The following is a 19,535-nucleotide window of genomic DNA, read 5'->3' on the forward strand; positions in this document are numbered from 1 at the left end:
TTGCCGGGGGCCTCTCGCGTCAGGTCAGGGGCGTGACTCAGACGGTCGTGATGACGTCGTCGTAGTCCAGTCGCGGGGAGCGCGGGAACCAGGCGTCCGGGCCCGGCTTGCCGATGTTGACGACCATCAGCGGGGCGTGGTCGTCGTCCAGGAACTCCTTCTGGACGCCCGCGAGGTCGAGGCCGGTCATCGGACCGGCGGCGAGACCGGCGGCGCGGACGCCGATGATGAAGTAGGCGGCCTGCAGGGTGGCGTTCAGGGCGGCGCTGCCCTCGCGCACCGCGCGGTCGCCGAAGACGGCGTCCTTCGCCTGCGGGAAGTGCGGGAAGAGGGCCGGCAGCTCCTCGTGGAACTCGTTGTCCGCGGACAGGATCGCGACCAGCGGGGCGGTGGCGGTCTTCTTCTGGTTGCCCTCGGCCATGTGCCGCACCAGGCGCTCACGGGCCTCGGGGGAGCGGACCAGGGTGACGCGCAGCGGCGACTGGTTCATGGAGGTCGGGCCGAACTTGACCAGGTCGTAGATCGCCTGGACCTGCTCGTCGGTCACCGGCTCGTCGGTGAAGGTGTTCGCGGTGCGGGCCTCGCGGAACAGCAGGTCCTGGGCGGTGGGGTCAAGGACGAGAGACATTGCGGAACTTCCTCGGGGGGTGACGTCCGATCCGTACCGGACCGCGGTCCGGATAGGCTGACGGCATCACCGTACGCGAGGAAGGTTCAAGTTTCAACAAAAAGCGGGGCGTGGTGATCCACTTCACATTCGCCCGCCCGTTCACTCCTCCTCGGCGGTCTCTTCCTCCCCCTCTTCCTCGGCCAGCGCGGCGTCCAGCCGGGCCCGCGCACCCTCCAGCCACCGCCGGCACACCTTCGCCAGCTCCTCGCCCCGCTCCCACAGCGCGAGGGACTCCTCCAGGCTCGTCCCGCCGGCCTCCAGCCGCCGTACGACCTCGATCAACTCGTCCCGAGCCTGCTCGTAGGAGAGCGCTTCCTCGGTCCTGCCGCTCATGCACTTGCCTTTCTGATCCGCCCGTACGACAACGCCCGGGACATCGCTCTAGCCATCGACCCGCACCGTGAACTCACCCTCGGCGACCCGTGCCCGCAGGGCCTCGCCCGGTGCCGCGTCCGCCGGGTCCCGCACCACCTGGCCGTCGTCCTTCTGCAGCACGGCGTACCCGCGCTGCAGCGTGGCCGCGGGGGAGAGGGCCACCACGCGCGCGTGCGTGTGCGTCAGCTCGGAGTCGGCGCGGTCGAGCAGGTGCCCGACGGTGCGCCGGGAACGGTCGACCAGCGAGGCGATGTGATCGGCCCGCTCGTCGACCATCCGGTGCGGGTCCTCCATGGCCGGACGCGCGAGCGTATGCGCCAGCCCCCGCTCCTCCCGCGCCACGAGCCCGTCGACACACCGCCGGGCCCGGTCCCGCAGCATCCGCACCCGCTCCAGCTCCTCCCCGACATCCGGCACGACCTTCTTGGCGGCGTCGGTGGGGGTGGAGGCGCGCAGGTCGGCGACGTAGTCGAGCAGCGGGGTGTCCGGCTCGTGCCCGATGGCGGACACCACGGGCGTACGGCACTCGGCGACCGCCCGCACCAACTGCTCGTCCGAGAACGGCAGCAGATCCTCCACGCTGCCGCCCCCGCGCGCGACGATGATCACATCCACCTCCTCGATCGCGTCGAGCTCCTTGACGGCCTGCACGACCTGCGGCACGGCGTGCACGCCCTGCACCGGCACGTTCCGCACCTCGAACCGCACCGCCGGCCACCGGTGCCGGGCGTTCTCCAGGACGTCCCGCTCGGCGGCCGAGGCCCGCCCGCACACCAGCCCGATCAGCTGCGGAAGGAACGGCAACGGCTTCTTCCGCCCGGCGGCGAACAGCCCCTCCGCGGCCAGCGTCTTCTTGAGCTGCTCCAGCCGCGCCAGCAACTCCCCGACCCCGACGGGCCGTATCTCGACCGCCCGCAACGACAGCTGTCCGCGCGGCGCGTACCACTCCGGCTTCGCGTGTACGACGACCCGGGCGCCCTCCCCGACCACATCGGCCACGGTGTCGAACACCTGCCGGAAACAGGTGACGCCGATCGAGATGTCGTACGACGGATCCCGCAGGGTCAGGAACACCACCCCGGCCCCCGGCCGCCGCGACAGCTGGGTGATCTGCCCCTCGACCCAGACGGCCCCGAGCCGGTCGATCCACCCGCCGATCAGCCGGGAGATCTCACCGACGGGGACAGGGGTCTCGGCGGACGTGTTCAAAGCCATGCGGCGAGCGTAACGGCGCCGACTGACAGCACCCGCCCTCCCGCCCAGCTCAACTGCCCGCGCCCAGGTCGGCTGCCCGGCAACCCCCGCAGCGCCACCGGCACCGTCCCGCGGCCGTATGTCTCCCGCTCGTCCGTTCTTCCGCCGGTCTCCCCGGGATCGTCACCCGGACGCGATCTTCGACCCCCCGAACGCGGCCTTACGATGGGTGCCATGACTGCTTCGCCTGGCCGCCGTGTCCTGCTCGCCGCCCCCCGTGGCTACTGCGCGGGTGTGGACCGCGCCGTGATCGCCGTCGAGAAGGCCCTGGAGCAGTACGGGGCCCCGATCTATGTCCGGCACGAGATCGTCCACAACAAGTACGTCGTGCAGACCCTGGAGAAGAAGGGCGCGATCTTCGTCGAGCGGACCGAGGAGGTCCCGCCGGGGAACATCGTGATGTTCTCCGCGCACGGCGTCGCCCCCGTCGTCCACGACGAGGCCGCACGCGGCCGGCTCGCCACCATCGACGCCACCTGCCCGCTGGTCACCAAGGTCCACAAGGAAGCCGTCCGCTTCGCGGGCGAGGACTACGACATCCTCCTGATCGGGCACGAGGGCCACGAGGAGGTCATCGGCACCTCCGGCGAGGCCCCCGACCACATCCAGCTGGTCGACGGCCCCGCGGACGTCGCCAAGGTCGAGGTCCGCGACGAGTCCAAGGTCGTCTGGCTCTCCCAGACCACCCTCTCCGTCGACGAGACCATGGAGACGGTCGACGCCCTCAAGGAGAAGTTCCCCCAGCTCATCTCCCCGCCCAGCGACGACATCTGCTACGCCACGCAGAACCGTCAGCTCGCCGTGAAGCAGATGGGCGCCGAGGCCGAACTCGTCATCGTGGTCGGCTCCCGCAACTCCTCCAACTCCAAGCGGCTCGTCGAGGTCGCCAAGCTGGCCGGCTCCCGCGCCGCCTACCTGGTCGACTTCGCCGGCGAGATCGACGAGGCCTGGCTGGAGGGCGTCACCACGGTCGGCGTCACCTCCGGTGCCTCCGTCCCGGAGGTCCTGGTCGAGGAGGTCCTGGAGTGGCTCGCCGGGCGCGGCTACGGGGATGTCGAGATCGTCAAGGCGGCCGAGGAGTCCATCACCTTCTCGCTGCCCAAGGAACTCCGCCGTGACCTGCGCGAAGAGGCGGCCACTCTGGTCGCCGAGCGCGGCGGCAGCGGCGCCGGGGCGTGAGGGCCGGTCGTACGACGGTGTGACCGCGGGCCGTCCGGCGTCGTGACTGTCAGTCGTACGACGTAACGTGGAGCCATGCAGATCTTCGGTGTGGACATCGGTGGTTCCGGGATCAAGGGCGCTCCCGTGGACCTGGACAAGGGCGACCTGGCCCAGGAGCGGTGCAAGGTGCTCACCCCGCATCCGGCGACGCCCGACGGCGTCGCCGACGGGGTCAAGCAGGTCGTCGACCACTTCGGGTGGAGCGGCCCGGTCGGCCTCACCTTCCCGGGGGTGATCAGCGACGGCACGCACATCCGTACGGCGGCGAACGTCGACAAGAGCTGGATCGACACCGACGCGCGGACGCTGTTCAGCGAGCGGCTCGGCGGTCTCCCGGTGACCGTGGTCAACGACGCGGACGCGGCCGGGGTGGCCGAGGTGGAGTTCGGCGCCGGCCGGGGCCGCAAGGGCGTCGTCCTCCTCCTCACCTTCGGCACCGGCATCGGCAGCGCCCTGTTCGTCGATGGCGAGCTGGTCCCCAACACCGAGCTGGGCCACCTGGAGCTGGACGGCCACGACGCGGAGAAGAAGGCCTCCAGCAAGGCCAAGGAGGACGAGGACCTGAGCTGGGAGCACTGGGCCCACCGGGTCAACAAGTACCTGGCCCACGTCGAGATGCTGTTCACCCCGAACCTGTTCATCATCGGCGGCGGGGTGAGCCGCAAGGCCGACAAGTTCCTCCCGTACATCAAGGGCATCAAGGCCGAGATCGTGCCGGCGCAGCTGCAGAACAACGCCGGGATCGTGGGCGCGGCGATGCGCGCGGCGCACCACGCGTCCTAGCCCGTCCGGCCCGTCCGGCCCGTCCGGCGGACCGCCGGTCAGCCCCTGAACCGGCGTCGGCGTCGGATCAGCCGGATCCGGCGGACGATGACGATCACCCCGGCGATCAGCGTTCCGCCGTAGAGCCAGCCGGCCTGTGTGGACAGGGCCGTCACCAGGCCCATCAGGCCGCCGAGGAAGCCTCCGCCGCCGTCGGAGACGGTCAGCAGGCCGGCGGCGAAGGCGATCGGGACGACGACGGGGGCGGTCAGCAGATCGCCCCCGCGCACCCACAGCGCGGTCAGCGCGCACACCGGCAGGAACAGTACGCCGTACACCGTCAGGGACGCGCCGAAGAGCAGGTCGTCCAGGAAACCGAGCAGGAACATCGCGGCCAGGCAGAACAGGCCGCAGCCGAGCCCCGTGAGCCGTGGGTTCGGCAGCCTCTTCGGACCTTCCGCCGGCGCGGTGCGGGACCTTCCCCCGGCGGGCCGGCGCTCGGCCGTCGCCGGCCGCCGTCTGGCCTGCGGTGGCAGCGGCGCCCGGGGGGCGCCACGGCGTGGGCCGTGCTGTCGGGGTCGGGTCCTGTGATGCTCCACCGGACCAACTTAGGTCGGTTAATGTGCCCAATCGCGACCCGGACACGCCGAAACCAAGCCGAAGAGCAGAGCCTGTCCAGGTGTTCGACGCGGCCGCCGGCCCGGGGCCCCGAACCCCGTAAACTGGTGGATCGGCCGGCCCGCCGGCACTGGCAGCCCCCCGGCTCACTCACCCACTCACTACGGGAAGTCGCAACGTGTCGCTCACGATCGGAATCGTCGGCCTGCCCAATGTCGGCAAGTCGACCCTGTTCAACGCCCTGACCAAGAACGACGTGCTGGCGGCCAACTACCCGTTCGCCACGATCGAGCCCAACGTGGGTGTGGTCGGCGTCCCCGACGCCCGTCTGACCAAGCTGGCCGAGATCTTCGCCTCGCAGCGGATCCTCCCCGCCACGGTCGACTTCGTCGACATCGCGGGCATCGTCCGCGGTGCCTCCGAGGGTGAGGGCCTGGGCAACAAGTTCCTCGCGAACATCCGTGAGTCCGACGCGATCTGCCAGGTCATCCGTGCCTTCAAGGACGAGAACGTCGTGCACGTCGACGGCAAGGTCTCGCCGAAGGACGACATCGAGACGATCAACACCGAGCTGATCCTCGCCGACCTCCAGACCATCGAGAAGGTCCTGCCGCGCCTCCAGAAGGAGTCGCGCATCAAGAAGGACGTGGCGCCCAAGGTCAAGGCCGTCGAGGAGGCCAAGGAGATCCTGGAGAAGGGCGACACCCTGTTCTCCCAGGGCATCCTCCAGGGCTCGGACCGCGCCGAGCTCCTCCACGACCTGCACCTGCTCACCACCAAGCCCTTCCTCTACGTCTTCAACGTCGACGAGGACGAGCTGACCGACGACACCTTCAAGGCCGAGCAGCGCGCCCTGGTCGCCCCCGCCGAGGCGATCTTCCTCAACGCCAAGCTGGAGCAGGACCTCGCCGAGCTCGACGAGGCGGACGCCCTCGAACTCCTGGAGTCCGTCGGCGCCGAGGAGCCCGGCCTCGCCACCCTTGCCCGCGTCGGCTTCGACACCCTCGGCCTGCAGACCTACCTCACGGCCGGCCCCAAGGAATCCCGCGCCTGGACCATCAAGAAGGGCGCCACCGCCCCCGAGGCCGCCGGCGTCATCCACACCGACTTCCAGAAGGGCTTCATCAAGGCCGAGGTCATCTCCTTCGCCGACCTCGTCGAAACCGGCTCCGTCGCCGAGGCCCGCGCCAAGGGCAAGGCGCGCATGGAGGGCAAGGACTACGTCATGCAGGACGGGGACGTGGTGGAGTTCCGCTTCAACGTGTAGTCGTCGCCTCACCTACGCAGGTCAGCAGGGGTCCGACCGTTCGAGGTCGGACCCCTGGCCTGTTCCCGTGCGGGCTCGCGGGACAGGGGTACCTACTAACGTCATTGTTGCTAACATTGACGTTAGTGTCATGCGTGGAGGTGGGCGGCCATGGTGGACTTCGTGGGGCGTCGCCAGGAGCTGGCGATCTTGGAGCGGGAGCTGCGGAAGGTGGCGGCAGGGGTCGGCGGGGAGCGGCCCGGTCGGTGCGTGATGTTGCGTGGGCGGCGACGTGTGGGCAAGTCGCGGCTGGTGGAGCGGTTCGCGGAGCGCTCGGGGGCGCCGTTCCTCTTCTATGCGGCGACCGGTGCGTCCCTCGGGGATGATCTCGCGCGGCTCGCCAGGGACGCTCAGGCGTCGACGCTGCCGATGGCGCGGCTCGTGGCCGCCGCGCGGCCGGAGAGCTGGGATGCCGCGTTCGATGTGCTGGCCGCGGCGCTGCCCGCCGACCGGGCGAGCGTGCTGGTCATCGACGAGGTGCCGTACCTGATGGATGCCGAGGGCGCCTTCGAGGGGATGCTGCAACGGGCCTGGGATCGGCTGCTGGAGACCAAGCCGGTGCTGCTGGTTCTCATCGGCTCGGATCTGTCGATGATGGAGGCCCTGAACAGCTACGGGCGCCCGTTCCACCAGCGCGGCCGGGAGATGGTGCTGGGACCGCTGAACCCCGCCGAGGTGGGGGAGATGCTCGGGCTGGAACCGGCGGAGGCCTTCGACGCCGCGCTGGTCACCGGCGGGCTGCCGCTGATCTGCGCGGAGTGGCCGCGAGGTGCGGGGCTGTGGGACTTCCTCGACGAGGCGCTGAGCGACCCGGTCTCGGCCCTGCTGGTGTCGGCCGAGCGCTCGCTGGCCGCCGAGTTCCCTCCGCAGGCCCAGGCGCGTACGGTGCTGGCGGCCATCGGCAGCGGCGAGCGGACCTTCACCAACATCGCCCGGGCGGCCGGCGGAATCGGGGCCACGCCCCTGCAGCGAGCGCTGGAGCTGCTCACGGAGAAGCGGATCGTCGCCGCGGAGCTGCCCGTGTCGCTGCGGCCGTCGAAGGACCGCCGCTACCGGGTGACGGATCCCTATCTGAGGTTCTGGCTGCACCTGCTCGGCCCGTCCATGGAGGAGATCGAACGGGGGCGGGGCGATCTGACCCTGGCACGCATCCGGGAGCACTGGACCAGCTGGCGCGGCAGAGCCGTCGAGCCCCTCGTCCGGGAGGCCCTGGCGCGGATGCTGCCCGACGACCGGCTGCCCGCGGCCCCCGCGGTGGGCGGTTACTGGACCCGCACCAACGATGTCGAGATCGATGTCGTCGGGGCCGACCGCGCCCCCGTCGCCCAGGAGTTGTTCTTCGTCGGCTCCATCAAGTGGCTGGAGCGGTCGCCCTTCGACCGACACGACCTGGCGGCGCTCCACCGGCACCGGGCCGCCCTGACCGGAGAACCCGTTCCGGTCGTGGCGGTCTCGCGCAGCGGGGTCGACTGTCCGGGGCTCGATGCCGCCTACGGCCCCGGCGATCTGCTGGCCGCTTGGTCGCGGTGAGCGGTGAGCGGTGAGCGGCGGACGGCAGGCGAGGGGCCGCTGAGTCGTTCCTGTCGTGACCCCGCGCGTCGGCGGTCCCTCAGCGGACGTCGACGTAGTCCGTGACCCTGGCGCTGTTGAGGTAGTGGTCCCCGGTCTGGCGGTCGAGGGCGATGGCCCAGGTGCCGTCGCGGTCGGCGGTGACGCTGCCGAGGAGGTGGCCGTGACGGTCGGTGGCCAGGTCGGTGACGAGACGGTAGGTGCGGGAGCCGCGGGGCTTGAAGTAGAGGGAGGGCGTGCCCTTGGCCAGGGGCTTCCAGGTGGTGCCCTTCTTGTACTGGAGGGTGCCGCCGAAGGTGACCGGGTGCCCCTTGCGGACCGGGTCGGGGGAGACGTGGAAGCCGGTGACGCGGGTGGCGTAGCGGTAGAGGTGGACGGGCTTGCTGGTGCTGGTCGCCAGGTCGGGGTTGCCGTCGAAGCGGGCCCGCCAGTAGGCGTCGGTGTCCGGCGCGGTGAGGGTGCGGGCGAACGTCTCGTCCATCAGCGGCTTGTTGTGGCGGACCGTGAAGGGAACGGTCGCGGCGTTCTTCCAGCCGGTCCTGCCGTCCTGGGAGTACTGCAGGGTGACGGTGGGCCTGGCGGGCCACTTCGCGCGCGCGTCCTCGAAGAGGACGTACCCGGAGGCCTTCAGGGACCCGTCGTCGTTCAGGAACGCGCCCATGTCGGTCTCGGTGGTGTAGGCGACATGCAGGCTGAAGGGCTCGGCGGCGAGCTGCTGAAAGGGCAGGCCGTCGGCCCCGGCGAAGAGTTCGGCGTCCGGGGCCGGGTTCTCCGAGGAGACGTGCAGCGTGTAGGAGCCGTGGCTGTCGGTGGTGGTCTCGCCGGCCACGACCCCGTCGCCCTGCAGTGTGATCGCGGTGTGCGGCAGCGGCTGCCAGCCGGCGGTGGTCTGGATCTCCGCGCGGCCGGTGACGGTCCCGGTGGTGCCCTGCTTCAGGTCCAGGGCGTGGGTGCTGGCCGTGAAGCGGACCGGTGCCTGCGTGGTGTGCAGGTACTGCGGTGACGTCGGCACGTCGACCGCCCCCGGGTGGGCGCTGGAGGCCTGCGGCGCGGCGGAGAACTGGACGTACGGTGCGGTGGGCACGAAGGCGGTGGTGAAGCGGCCGTCGGCGCCGGCGGTCGCGGTCAGCCGGCCGTGACCGGTGTCGACGGCGACGGTCGTCCCCGCGGTGGGCTCGGGGGCGTCCGGGTCCCGGGGGTCCTTGGCCACCACGGTGCCGCCGACGGTGACCTCCTGGTGCAGGTAGTCCGGCACGCTCGGGGTCGCGGTCAGGTCGGGGATCGTGACGGTGGTCCGGTACTCCAGGGGGTACGGGGAGACGACACCGGCGACGGTGGCCCCGGAGGCGTCCTGGAGGTCGACGGTCACCCGGTAGTCGCCGAGGTCCGCCAGGTGGACCGGCGCCCGCCAGGTACCGGACCGGGCGTCCTGCCCCAGGTACTGGGTGAAGTCCTCGGTCGATCCGGCCTCCGGTGCCCCGTCCGGCGCGTCCACTGCGGTGAAGTGGGCCGTGATACGGGTGATCGGGCTGTCGGAGTGCGCCGTCACGAAGAGCATGCCCGGCTGGCTGTACCAGCCGTCGGCGACGGTCAGCACGGGGCCGCCGGCGGCGCCGTCCGCGTGGGCCGGGGCGAGCCCCGTGAACAGCGAGGCGGACAGCGCGGTCGCGGTGGCCGCCGTCAGGAAGATGCTGCGTCTCATGGTGCTCCCCCGGAGGATCGGTCGGCCGCGCACGGGAACGCGCGCCCGGGAACGCGCGGACGGGGAAGGGCAGTTCCCTGTGGCGTTCCTGTGCCGGTCATGTGATCGAGAACTGTAGCGGTGCGCCAGGTGGGGCCCGGGAGGCGGGTGCCCCGTACAACCGGTGGGGCCCGCGGGGGCGGTGGGAGGATGGGGGAACGGCGAGAGGCGGGGGGCGGGCGCGTGGGGCGGGACGAGCGGGACGTGGTCGCGAGGGGCGTGCGGCTGGCCGAGGCGGCCCGGAACGTGGTCGGCGACCACGGCAGGGCCGTCGAGGCGGTACGGGCGGTGCTGACACCGATTCACGACGCGGCGGTACGACGGGAACTCGACGCCATTCCGGTCGCGCGGCTGCGGGACGTCACCGGAGGGCGGCTGCGGCTGGGCGGCGTCGAACAGAGCGGGCTGCGCACGGTGGGCAGCGTGCTCGACGCCGGTCCCTACCGGCTGCGGCAGATTCCCGGTGTCGGCCAGCGCACCGTCGACCAGATGCTCGCCGCGGCCCGCAGGCTCTCCGAGGCCGCGCACGAGACCGTGGCCGTCCATATCGACGTGGACCGGCCGGAGCCGGACACCACCGCGCTCGTCACGGCACTGCACACCCTCGTGGAGGCCGGCCCGGACGCGCGGCGCGCCGTCGACCGGGCGGGTGCCCTGGCGGAACGCCTGGACCCGCTGCTGGCCGACGCCAGGCCCGCCGCCGGGCGGCTGCGGATGCTGCTGGCGGGCCGGAAGAAGAAGGCCCGCGCGCTGGCGGCGGTGACCGCGATCCGCGCGCTGGCGGACGAGGCGGAACGGGCCCGGCTGCCGGAACTGTTCGCCCAGGCCTCGGTGGACCTGCTCCGCGGCCCGGCCTCCGACCTCGCCGCCTGGGCGGACTTCGAACTCCGCTCCGCCGAGTACTACAGCCTCCTCGCGCAGATCTCCGGACGGGCGCCCGACGCGGCCGCCGCCGAGGGCTTCCTGCCCGACGAGGTCGCCGAACGGGTACGGACCCAGCACCTCGACGACACCCACCGGCGGGTCTCCCTGCGCGGCTACCAGGCGTTCGGCGCACGGTTCGCGCTCGCCCAGCGCAAGGTGATCCTCGGCGACGAGATGGGCCTCGGGAAGACCATCCAGGCCATCGCCGTCCTGGCCCACCTGGCCGCCGAGGGGGAGAGCCACTTCATGGTCGTGTGCCCGGCGAGCGTCCTGGTGAACTGGACCCGGGAGGTCGAGGCCCGCAGCGCCCTGCGCGTCCTGCTGCTCCACGGCCCCGACCGGCACGACGCCTTCGCCGACTGGAAGGGGCGCGGCGGGGTCGCCGTGACCACCTTCGACGCCCTGCGCGGATTCCCTGTACCGGGCGGCGGCGAGGTCGGCCTGTTCGTGGTCGACGAGGCGCACTCCGTGAAGAACCCGAAGGCCAAACGGTCCCAGGCGGTCGCCGAGTGGGCGGAGCGCTGCCCGCGCACCCTCTTCATGACGGGCACCCCGATGGAGAACCGGGTCGCGGAGTTCCGCAGCCTGGTCGGGATGCTGGACGGCGGGGTCGCGGACGCGCTGGGCGAGGGGGACGCGCTGGCCGGCTCGGTCGCCTTCCGCAAGGCCGTCGCCCCCGTCTACCTGCGGCGCAACCAGGAGGACGTGCTCACCGAACTCCCCAGCCTCCAGCACACCGACGAGTGGGAGGAGCTGAGCGCCTCGGACGAGGAGGCGTACCGGGAGGCCGTGCGCGCCGGCAACTTCATGGCGATGCGCCGGGCCGCCTATCTGCGCCCGGAGAAGTCGGCCAAGCTGGAGCGGCTCCGGGAGATCGCCCGGGAGGCCGGCGAGAACGGGCAGAAGACCGTGGTCTTCTCCTACTTCAAGGACGTCCTGGGCGTGGTCCGGGAGGCGCTCGCCGACGGCAGCGCGCTCTTCGGCCCGCTCACCGGCGCGGTCCCCGCCGCACGGCGGCAGCAGATCGTCGACGACTTCGCCGCCGCCCTGGGTCCCGCGGTGCTCCTGGCGCAGATCCAGGCGGCGGGCGTCGGCCTCAACATGCAGGCCGCCTCCGTGGTCGTCATCTGCGAACCCCAGATCAAACCCACCATCGAGCACCAGGCGGTGGCCCGGGCCCATCGCATGGGCCAGGTCAGACCGGTCCGGGTGCACCGGCTGCTGGCCACCGGGGGAGTCGACGAGCGCCTGGTGCGGATGCTGGAGAAGAAGACCCGCCTCTTCGACGCCTACGCCCGCCGCAGCGCCGTCGCCGAGGCCACCCCGGACGCGGTCGACGTGTCGGACACCGACCTGGCCCGCCGGATCGTCGAGGAGGAACAGGCCCGCCTGGGCATGGCGGACGGGACCCCCGTCGCGACAGCGGAGGTGTGAGAGGCGTGACCGTGGTCCACGCGCTGATCCACCTGCACGACTTCGACGACGGGAGCGCCGACTTCAAGCTGATCGGGGTCTACTCGTCGGAGGGGAGGGCGGCGCGTGCCCGGGCCGTGAGCGCCGGACTCCCGGGGTTCCGCGACTCCCCGGACGGCTACGACGTCCTCCGGCTGGAGGTCGAGCCGGCGGGGGCGGAACAGGGGCCTCTCCCCGGGGAGCTGCACCTGCTCTTCCGGATCCTCGAGTCCGACCGCGGCGAAGAGGTCCTCGTCCTGGGCGCGTTCCGCTCCGAGGAGCGGGCCCGGGCGGCGGCTTCGGCCTACGCCCAGGGCCCGCCGGAGGCCGAGCTGGAGGTCGCCCCGGTGGGCCTCGACGAGAGCACCTGGACCGACGGGTTCTTCACCTGCTGGTCCGACGAGCAGTAAGCCCCCTCCCCCCTCCGCCGGTCCACGGTCCCTACGCCGACTCCCGCAGCCGCAGTTGCGCCCCCACCGTCAGTTCGTCCGGGGGCAGCGGGCCGGTCCCGGTGAGCAGCCGTGCCGCCTGTTCGACGGCGAGCGCGCCGAGACCGCGGGTGTCCAGGGCGACGGTGGTCAGCGGCGGCTCGACGAGGGCGCCCAGCCGCAGCCCGTCGAAGCCGATCACGGCGAGGTCCCGGGGCACCTCGCGGCCCAGCCTGCGGGCGGCCCGCAACGCCCCGATGGCGATGATGTCGTTGAAGATGAAGACCGCGGTGAGGTCCGGGTGCCGGCCGAGGAGTTCCTGCAGCGCCTGCTCCCCGCCCTCGACGCTCTGGTCCGCGCGGGCCACCGCCCCGGAGTCCAGTCCGCACGCGGACATCGCGCCGTCGAACCACTCGTGCCGCACGCTCGGCTCGGACCGCTCCGCGTGGTCCAGCATGCCGATGTTCCGGTGGCCCGCCCCGGTGAGGTGCCGTATCGCCGCGTGGACGCCCGCCTCGCCGTCGATCCGGATCGAGCTGAACCGCTCGGTGCGGTGCTTGCGGTCGATGAGGACGACGGGCAGCCCCCGGGTCAGCCGGGCGATCTCGTCCTCGGGCAGGCTGAGGTAGCCCACCACGGCGTCCACCTGGGAGGCGATCACCTCCAGGGTGCCCCGCTCCTCCTCGACGCGGTCGCCGGTGTCGTACACGACCACGTGCCAGCCGCGTCCCCGGGCCGCTTCCAGCGCGGCGGCGGCGACCTCGGTGAAGAACGGGTTGAGCAGATCGGGGATCACCAGTCCGACGCTGAACGTGTCCTGCCGGACCAGCCCCCGGGCGAACCGGCTGGGCCGGTAGCCCAGTTCGAGGGCCGCGTCGAGGACGCGCTGCTTGGTGGAGACGCCGATCTCGCCCTTGTCGTTGAGCGCCCGTGACACGGTCTGCCGGGACACTCCGGCGGCCTCGGCCACATCGTCGATCGTCACCCTGCGGGGTCCGGTCCCCGACGACGCCATCACTCACCTCCGCGTAATTGCCGACGCGCCCGCGTCGCAGGGACACCGAGTATGCCCCCCGTCCGCCGTCCTGAGTCTTGACACTCGGCCGGAGCGGAGCCCACACTCCCAATCGATTCCCGTTACCGCTCCCGTGAGCGCTCACGGTACCGCTCCCGGCCCCTTATTCCAACCAGAAGGCATCCGCCTCCAGGTGTCAACGTCGACCCGCCTGACAACGTTTGCCAGGCGATCTCTGGAACGGAAGATATGAGCAGCACAGCCACGAGAACCCGCCTCGCCGTCGCCGCCGCCACGGCCGGCATCGTCGTACTCGCCGGATGCTCCTCGTCCGATTCGTCGGACAAGGCGTCGGCCGCCTCCTGCGCGCCCGGCAAGGGCAAGGTCACCCTCCAGTACTGGAACACCGTCAACGGCATGGACAAGGTCGTCGACCTCTGGAACCAGAAGCACCCCGACATCCAGGTCGAGACGAAGAACATCTCCAACGACCAGTACGGCGCCATCGGCAACGCGCTGAAGGCCGGCAAGGCACCGGACCTCGCCCAGGTCGGCTACGACGAGCTGCCCACCCTGCGCTCCCAGGACGCCTTCGTGGACGCCTCGGCCTGCAAGGCCGCCACCGCCGCCGAGTCGAAGTTCGTCCCGTGGACCTGGTCGCAGTCCAGCTTCGGCGGCACCGGGGTGTTCGCCCTTCCGCAGGACACCGGCCCGATGGCCATGTACGTCCGCACGGACCTCTTCAAGAAGTACGGCGTCGCGATCCCGACGACCTGGGACGAGTACGAGAGCGCCGCCGCGAAGCTGCACAAGGCGGACCCGAAGCTCACGATCACCTTCTTCGACCCGAACAACGCCGAGTGGTTCAACGGGCTCCTGTGGCAGAACAACGCGAACATGTACAGCTACTCCGGTGACCAGTGGCACGTCACCGTGGAGTCGGACAAGAGCAGGGAAGTCGCCGACTACTGGCAGAAGCTGATCGACGACAAGCTCGTGCGCACCGACCTCGCCAACGGGTCGACGCAGATGTTCGCCGCCTACCAGGACAACCAGATCGCCACCCAGATCGGGGCCGCCTGGGGGTACAGCGGTATCCGGGACAACCTGCCCAAGCAGGCCGGGAAGTGGTCGATCGTCCCGATGCCGACCTGGGGCGCGAACGGCACGTCCGGCGACTGGGGCGGCTCGACCGTCGCGTTCATGAAGGGCGCCAAGCACCTGTACGAGTCGGTCGAGTTCAACACCTGGCTCAACACCGACCCCGAGGCCCTCGCGATGGAGAACCAGCTCGGCGGCCTGTACCCGGCGGCCGACGACGGGCTGAAGCTCCCGGCGCTGTCCAAGGGCGTGCCGTACTACGACAACGAGAAGATCTTCGACGTCTTCGCCGAGTCGTCCAAGAAGATCGACACCGACTTCGCCTGGGGCCCCACCCAGAAGACGGTGAACCTGGCGCTGCAGGACGCGATGGCCAAGGCGGCGGCCGGTGACGGCACGCTCACCGACGCCCTCGCGACCGCCCAGGCCGCCGCGCTGAAGTCGATGAAGGACCAGGCGATCCCGGCGACGGCAGGCAAGTGACCGCTCGATGACCGACATCGCCACCCGTCCCACCGACGCGGTGCCCGCACCGCCCCGGGGCCGCCGCCGTCCGCGCCTGGACGTCGGCGGCCCCCGGGCCGGCACCGTCGTCGCGTTCCTGACGCCCTTCTTCCTGCCGTTCGTGCTGTTCTACCTGGTGCCCATCGGCTACGCGCTGTGGCAGAGCTTCCGCGTGGTGCGCCGCTCCGGCGGCCAGTACGGCACCTCGTACACGACGTTCGGCGGCTTCGAGCAGTACACGCAGGTGTTCCAGAACGACGAGTTCTGGTCCAGCATCGGCCGCATCGGCCTGTTCGGCATCGTGCAGGTGCCCGTCATGCTGTTCGCCGCGCTGGTCATGGCGCTGCTCCTGGACACCCCCCTGCTGAAGCTCAAGGGCTTCTTCCGCGTGACCGCGTTCATGCCGTACGCGGTGCCCGGTGTCATCGCCGCGATCATGTGGTCGTATCTGTACTCGCCGCAGCTCAGCCCGGTCGTCGACCTGCTGAACGGCATCGGTCTGCACCCCGACTTCCTGGGCCCGGGTGCCGTGCTGTGGTCGGCGGCGAACGTCTCCACCTGGCTGTGGACCGGCTACAACATGCTGATCATGTTCTCGGCGCTGCAGTCCATCCCGCAGGAGCTCTACGAGGCCGCGCGGATCGACGGGGCCGGCAACTGGACCATCGCCTGGCGCATCAAGGTCCCGATCATCGCCCCGTCCATCGTCATGACCACGGTCTTCTCGATCATCGGGACGCTCCAGCTGTACTCCGAGCCGGCGGTGCTGCGGCAGATCTCCTCGAACATCTCCAGCACGTTCACCCCGAACATGCTGGCGTACACCGTGGCGGTCGGGAACAACTACCAGCAGGCCGCCGCCATCTCGGTGGTCATCGCGGTCATCACCTTCGTCCTGAGCTTCGGCTTCATGCGACTGACCTCGAAGAGGGCGGGACTGTGAGCAACCGACCCCGTGTCCAGGAAAGCGGCATGAGCCGGACGGCCGTCATGGCCCTGATGTTCGTGCTGGCGCTCTACTTCCTGCTGCCGCTGTACTTCCTGATCGTCGCGGCGACCAAGCCGCAGGGCGACCTCGCCGCCACCAACGGCCTGGTGTTCTCGCACTTCCAGCTGTTCGACAACCTGCGCACCCTGTTCACCTTCAACGACGGCATCTTCGTCCGCTGGATCCTCAACACCGTCGTCTACGCGGTGCTGGGCGCGGCCGTGGGCACCCTGATCTCGGCGTTGTGCGGCTACGCGCTCGCCAAGTTCCGCTTCCGCGGCCGGGAGTTCCTGTTCTCGGTCGTCCTCGGCGGGGTGCTGGTCCCCTCCACCGCGCTGGCGCTGCCGCTGTTCCTGCTGTTCTCGCAGGTCGGACTCGTCAACACCTACCTCGCGGTGTTCCTGCCCAGCATCGTCAGCCCGTTCGGCGTCTATCTCGCGCGGATCTTCGCGAACGCCGCCGTGCCGCAGGAACTCATCGAGTCCGCGCGGCTCGACGGCGCCGGCGAGTTCCGCACCTTCTTCTCGGTGTCGTTCAAGCTGATGTCGCCGGCGCTGGTGACCATCTTCCTGTTCCAGTTCGTCGGCATCTGGAACAACTTCTTCCTCCCGATGGTGATGCTCCAGAAGGAGTCGCTGTTCCCGATCACGCTCGGCCTGTTCACCTGGAACGGGCAGACCGCCCGCTCCCCGCTGCTCCAGGAGTCCGTGATCACCGGCTCGCTGGTGTCGATCGTGCCCGTGATCATCGTGTTCGTGCTCCTGCAGCGGTTCTGGCGCACCGGCCTCGCCGCCGGCTCCCTCAAGTGACCCCCCACTCACCCCCACGCACAGAAGGCGTTCCCCACCATGACCGACCCGGCTGTCTTCGTGCCCCACTTCCACTGGGACCGGGAGTGGTACGAGCCGTTCCAGGTGTTCCGGCATCGGCTCGTCACCGCCCTGGACACCGTGCTGGAGACGGCCGAGTCGGACCCGGACTTCCGGTTCACCGTCGACGGGCAGATGGCCGCGGTCGAGGACTACCTGGAGATGCGGCCGGAGAATCGTGACCGGGTCGCCGCACTCGTCCGGGAGGGGCGGCTCGCGGTCGGCCCCTGGCTGATCCTGCTCGACGAGTTCCTCTGCTCCGGCGAGACCATCGTCCGCAACCTCCGGATGGGGTGGGCGGCGGCGGAGCGGCTCGGCGGCGCGATGCCGATCGGCTATCTGCCGGACATGTTCGGCCACATCGCGCAGATGCCGCAGATCCTGGCCCGGGCCGGCATCGAGCACGCGGCGCTGTGGCGCGGGGTGCCCGGCTCGGTCGACGGCCACGCCTTCCACTGGCGCGCGCCCGACGGCTCCGAGGTCCGCACCGAGTTCCTCTTCGACGGCTACGACAACGGCCTCGACGTGCTGCTGGTGCCGGACCGGATCCGGCAGGCGCTCGCCGAGTACGCCCAGATGACGGCCGAGCGGTGGGGCGGCGACCCGGTCCTCGCCATGTCCGGCACCGACCACAACGCGCCCGACCCGCGGCTCGCGGAGTGGCTGCGGCAGGCGTCCACCGAGGAGCGGCCGATCACCGTCGCGACGCTCGACGAGTACATCCGCAAGCACGTCAGGGACGAGGCGACCGCCGTCGTCACCGGTGAACTCCGCAGTCATGTCCGGGGCAACATCCTGCCGGGCGTGCTGTCCGTACGGCTCGGGCTCAAGCAGCGGATGGCCGTGGCGGAGCGGACCGTGGACCACGCCGAGCGGATGAACGCCCTGTGGTCCGGGCGCGACGACTCCGGCTTCCTCGATCTCGCCTGGCACAAGATCATCGAGTCGACCGCGCACGACTCGGTGGTCGGCTCCGGCACCGACGAGACCTGCGACCAGGTCGCCGCCCGCCTCGCCGAGGCCGCCCAGACCGCCCGCGCCGTCCGGGACGCGGCCCTCGCCGAGCCCGCGGCCCGGGTGCCGAGCGACGGCTACCTGGCCGCCAACCCGCTGCCGTCCCCTCGTACCGCACTGGTCGAGGTGGACGTGGTGGCCGCACCGGAGGGGAGCGCGCTCGTCGCGACCACCGCCGACGGCTCGGCGCACCCCGTGCAGCTGGTCGCGCAGGCCCCGACCGTCCTCAGCGACGAGCGGCTCGACGCCTCGCAGCTGGAACGCGTGCTCCGCCGGATCCACCGCCGTGAGCTGTTCGGGCTGCTCATCGACCGCTACGAACTCACCCCGAACGCGCTGGTCTTCCATCTCGCCGAGGTGCCGGACGGCCCCTTCGACCTGATGACCCTGCGCGGCGAGGCGGCCGCCGCGGCCGCCGCCCACCCGGGGGAGTGGCGGGTGCGGACCCTGGCCCAGCCCCGGGCCACCGCGCTGGTGGCGCTGCCGGTCCCCGCCACCGGTCTTGCCGCCTTCCGGGTCGGGCCGGGCGAGGGACCCGCCGCCCCCGCGCCGCGGCCGGTGACGGCGACCGCGGACACCCTCGCCAACGGCCTGGTCGAGGTCGCCGTCGCCGCCGACGGCACCCTGGACGTGACCGGCGTCGACGGCACCGTCCTGACCGGAGTCGGCCGGCTCGTCGACGGCGGCGACCGCGGCGACAGCTACAACTACGCACCCCCGGCCCACGACGTGCTGGTGTCCGAGCCGACACGGGTCGCCGTCGAGCTCCGCGAGGACGGCCCGCTGCGCGCCAGGCTGCTGGTCACCCGGGTCTACGACTGGCCGGAGGCGCTCGTCGCCGAGGACCGCGACCGGCGCGCCGCCCGCACCGTGCCCACCCCGGTGGAGACGCTGGTGGAAGTACGCGCGGGCGAGCCCTTCGTCCGGGTCTCCACCGCGTTCCTCAACCGCTCCGCCGACCACCGGCTGCGCCTGCACGTACCGCTGCCCCGGCCCGTGACCACCTCCGCCTCGGCCGGACAGTTCGCCGTCACCGAGCGCGGACTCACCGCCGAGGGCGGCTGGGGCGAGCACCCGATCCCGACCTTCCCCGCGAGCACCTTCGTCTCGGCCGGCCCGGCCACCGTGCTGCTCGACCACTCCGCCGAGTACGAACTCGTCGACGGAGGCCGCGAACTCGCCGTCACCCTGCTGCGCGCCATCGGCTCGATCAGCGTCAACATCCACCCCCTGCGCGACGAACCCGCGGCGAGCGAGATCCCCGCCCCGGGCGCCCAGGACCTCGGCATGCGCATCGAGAACCGGTTCGCCGTGCTGCCCTGGGCGTCCGGCTGGCAGGGCGCCGACGCGGTCGCGCTCGCCGAGGAGTTCCGCGGCGACGTCCTGGTCACCCGCGGCACCGCGCCGTCCGGCGGCCACCTGCCCCCGGACACGGCCGGCCTGCGGGTCGACGGCCGGGACGTCCAGGTGTCGAGCATCCGCCGGGTCACCGACGACCCGCACGGGCCCGGCATCGAACTCCGGCTGGCCGCGCTGAGCGACACCGCGCGGGCCGTCCGGGTGACCGGCGCCTTCACCGCGGCCACCACGGTCGACCTGCTCGGCCGGCCGCTCGCCGCCGAGCCGGTCCGGGACGGACTCGACCTCGTCCTCGGGCCCTGGGAGATCCGCACCGTCGTACTCCGCTGACCCACCACCCCCCCCATCACCGAGAAAGTTGAGCA

General features: G+C 71.4%; 16 protein-coding genes. 10 read left to right on the forward strand and 6 right to left on the reverse strand.

Features of this window, described 5'->3' with window-relative positions; genetic code table 11:
- Positions 1-37 precede the first annotated feature (37 nt).
- The 3 genes from ACFZDK_RS03890 to xseA all read right to left on the reverse strand — a co-directional run bounded on the left by ACFZDK_RS03890 (position 38) and on the right by xseA (position 2,260).
- Positions 38-628: a malonic semialdehyde reductase gene (locus ACFZDK_RS03890; protein ID WP_390969440.1), complete on the reverse strand. Its 591-nt coding sequence runs from the start codon at positions 626-628 to the stop codon at positions 38-40.
- Positions 629-769: 141 nt separating this feature from the next.
- Positions 770-1,003, reverse strand: coding sequence for an exodeoxyribonuclease VII small subunit (locus tag ACFZDK_RS03895; RefSeq protein WP_390969442.1), 234 nt, complete (start codon positions 1,001-1,003; stop codon positions 770-772).
- 48 nt (positions 1,004-1,051) lie between these two features.
- Positions 1,052-2,260 (reverse strand): exodeoxyribonuclease VII large subunit, encoded by a 1,209-nt coding sequence (xseA, locus tag ACFZDK_RS03900; protein WP_390969444.1) that lies wholly within the window; start codon positions 2,258-2,260, stop codon positions 1,052-1,054.
- Between the two features lie 204 nt (positions 2,261-2,464).
- On the opposite strand from xseA, the gene ACFZDK_RS03905 reads away from it, so the two are divergent.
- Together ACFZDK_RS03905 and ppgK are read left to right on the forward strand one after the other, a co-directional pair.
- A complete protein-coding gene (locus ACFZDK_RS03905) occupies positions 2,465-3,478 on the forward strand; it encodes a 4-hydroxy-3-methylbut-2-enyl diphosphate reductase (RefSeq protein ID WP_390969446.1) in 1,014 nt (337 codons plus the stop codon).
- 75 nt (positions 3,479-3,553) lie between these two features.
- Entirely contained in the window at positions 3,554-4,303 is a 750-nt protein-coding gene (gene ppgK / locus ACFZDK_RS03910) for a polyphosphate--glucose phosphotransferase (RefSeq protein WP_390969448.1), read from the forward strand.
- Positions 4,304-4,341: 38 nt separating this feature from the next.
- Here the strand turns inward: ppgK and ACFZDK_RS03915 are convergent, their stop codons facing one another.
- Positions 4,342-4,671, reverse strand: a complete 330-nt coding sequence (locus ACFZDK_RS03915) for a DUF6542 domain-containing protein (protein WP_390969449.1) — start codon at positions 4,669-4,671, stop codon at positions 4,342-4,344.
- Between the two features lie 407 nt (positions 4,672-5,078).
- Between ACFZDK_RS03915 and ychF the strand changes: the two genes are divergently transcribed.
- Entirely contained in the window at positions 5,079-6,167 is a 1,089-nt protein-coding gene (ychF, locus tag ACFZDK_RS03920; protein WP_390969452.1) for a redox-regulated ATPase YchF, read from the forward strand.
- Positions 6,168-6,317: 150 nt separating this feature from the next.
- Positions 6,318-7,736: a DUF234 domain-containing protein gene (locus tag ACFZDK_RS03925; RefSeq protein ID WP_390969454.1), complete on the forward strand. Its 1,419-nt coding sequence runs from the start codon at positions 6,318-6,320 to the stop codon at positions 7,734-7,736.
- A gap of 79 nt (positions 7,737-7,815) precedes the next feature.
- On the opposite strand, the gene ACFZDK_RS03930 is transcribed toward ACFZDK_RS03925, so the two are convergent.
- Positions 7,816-9,477, reverse strand: a complete 1,662-nt coding sequence (locus ACFZDK_RS03930; RefSeq protein ID WP_390969456.1) for a hypothetical protein — start codon at positions 9,475-9,477, stop codon at positions 7,816-7,818.
- Positions 9,478-9,699: 222 nt separating this feature from the next.
- Between ACFZDK_RS03930 and ACFZDK_RS03935 the strand changes: the two genes are divergently transcribed.
- Positions 9,700-11,874: an SNF2-related protein gene (locus ACFZDK_RS03935; RefSeq protein ID WP_390969458.1), complete on the forward strand. Its 2,175-nt coding sequence runs from the start codon at positions 9,700-9,702 to the stop codon at positions 11,872-11,874.
- 5 nt (positions 11,875-11,879) lie between these two features.
- Positions 11,880-12,302: a hypothetical protein gene (locus tag ACFZDK_RS03940; protein WP_390969460.1), complete on the forward strand. Its 423-nt coding sequence runs from the start codon at positions 11,880-11,882 to the stop codon at positions 12,300-12,302.
- A gap of 31 nt (positions 12,303-12,333) precedes the next feature.
- Here the strand turns inward: ACFZDK_RS03940 and ACFZDK_RS03945 are convergent, their stop codons facing one another.
- Positions 12,334-13,335 (reverse strand): LacI family DNA-binding transcriptional regulator, encoded by a 1,002-nt coding sequence (locus ACFZDK_RS03945; protein WP_365686878.1) that lies wholly within the window; start codon positions 13,333-13,335, stop codon positions 12,334-12,336.
- A 249-nt stretch (positions 13,336-13,584) separates the two neighbouring features.
- Here ACFZDK_RS03945 and ACFZDK_RS03950 point away from each other — a divergent pair, with 249 nt between their 5' ends.
- Genes ACFZDK_RS03950 through ACFZDK_RS03965 form a run of 4 tightly spaced genes read left to right on the forward strand, consistent with a single transcriptional unit; the run spans position 13,585 to position 19,500 of the window.
- Complete coding sequence (locus ACFZDK_RS03950) at positions 13,585-14,919, forward strand: ABC transporter substrate-binding protein (protein WP_390969461.1); 1,335 nt, start codon at positions 13,585-13,587, stop codon at positions 14,917-14,919.
- A gap of 7 nt (positions 14,920-14,926) precedes the next feature.
- The gene (locus tag ACFZDK_RS03955; RefSeq protein WP_390969463.1) at positions 14,927-15,883 is read left to right on the forward strand and encodes an ABC transporter permease subunit; all 957 of its coding nucleotides are present in this window, start codon (positions 14,927-14,929) and stop codon (positions 15,881-15,883) included.
- Positions 15,884-15,912: 29 nt separating this feature from the next.
- Complete coding sequence (locus ACFZDK_RS03960) at positions 15,913-16,737, forward strand: ABC transporter permease subunit (RefSeq protein ID WP_390969465.1); 825 nt, start codon at positions 15,913-15,915, stop codon at positions 16,735-16,737.
- Between the two features lie 39 nt (positions 16,738-16,776).
- Positions 16,777-19,500 carry an alpha-mannosidase gene (locus tag ACFZDK_RS03965; RefSeq protein WP_390969466.1) on the forward strand — a complete coding sequence of 908 codons (2,724 nt, stop codon included), beginning with the start codon at positions 16,777-16,779 and terminating at the stop codon, positions 19,498-19,500.
- Positions 19,501-19,535 lie beyond the last annotated feature (35 nt).

Source organism: Streptomyces sp. NPDC007901 (assembly GCF_042959465.1).
In the GTDB taxonomy this organism is placed as follows: Bacteria; Actinomycetota; Actinomycetes; order Streptomycetales; family Streptomycetaceae; genus Streptomyces.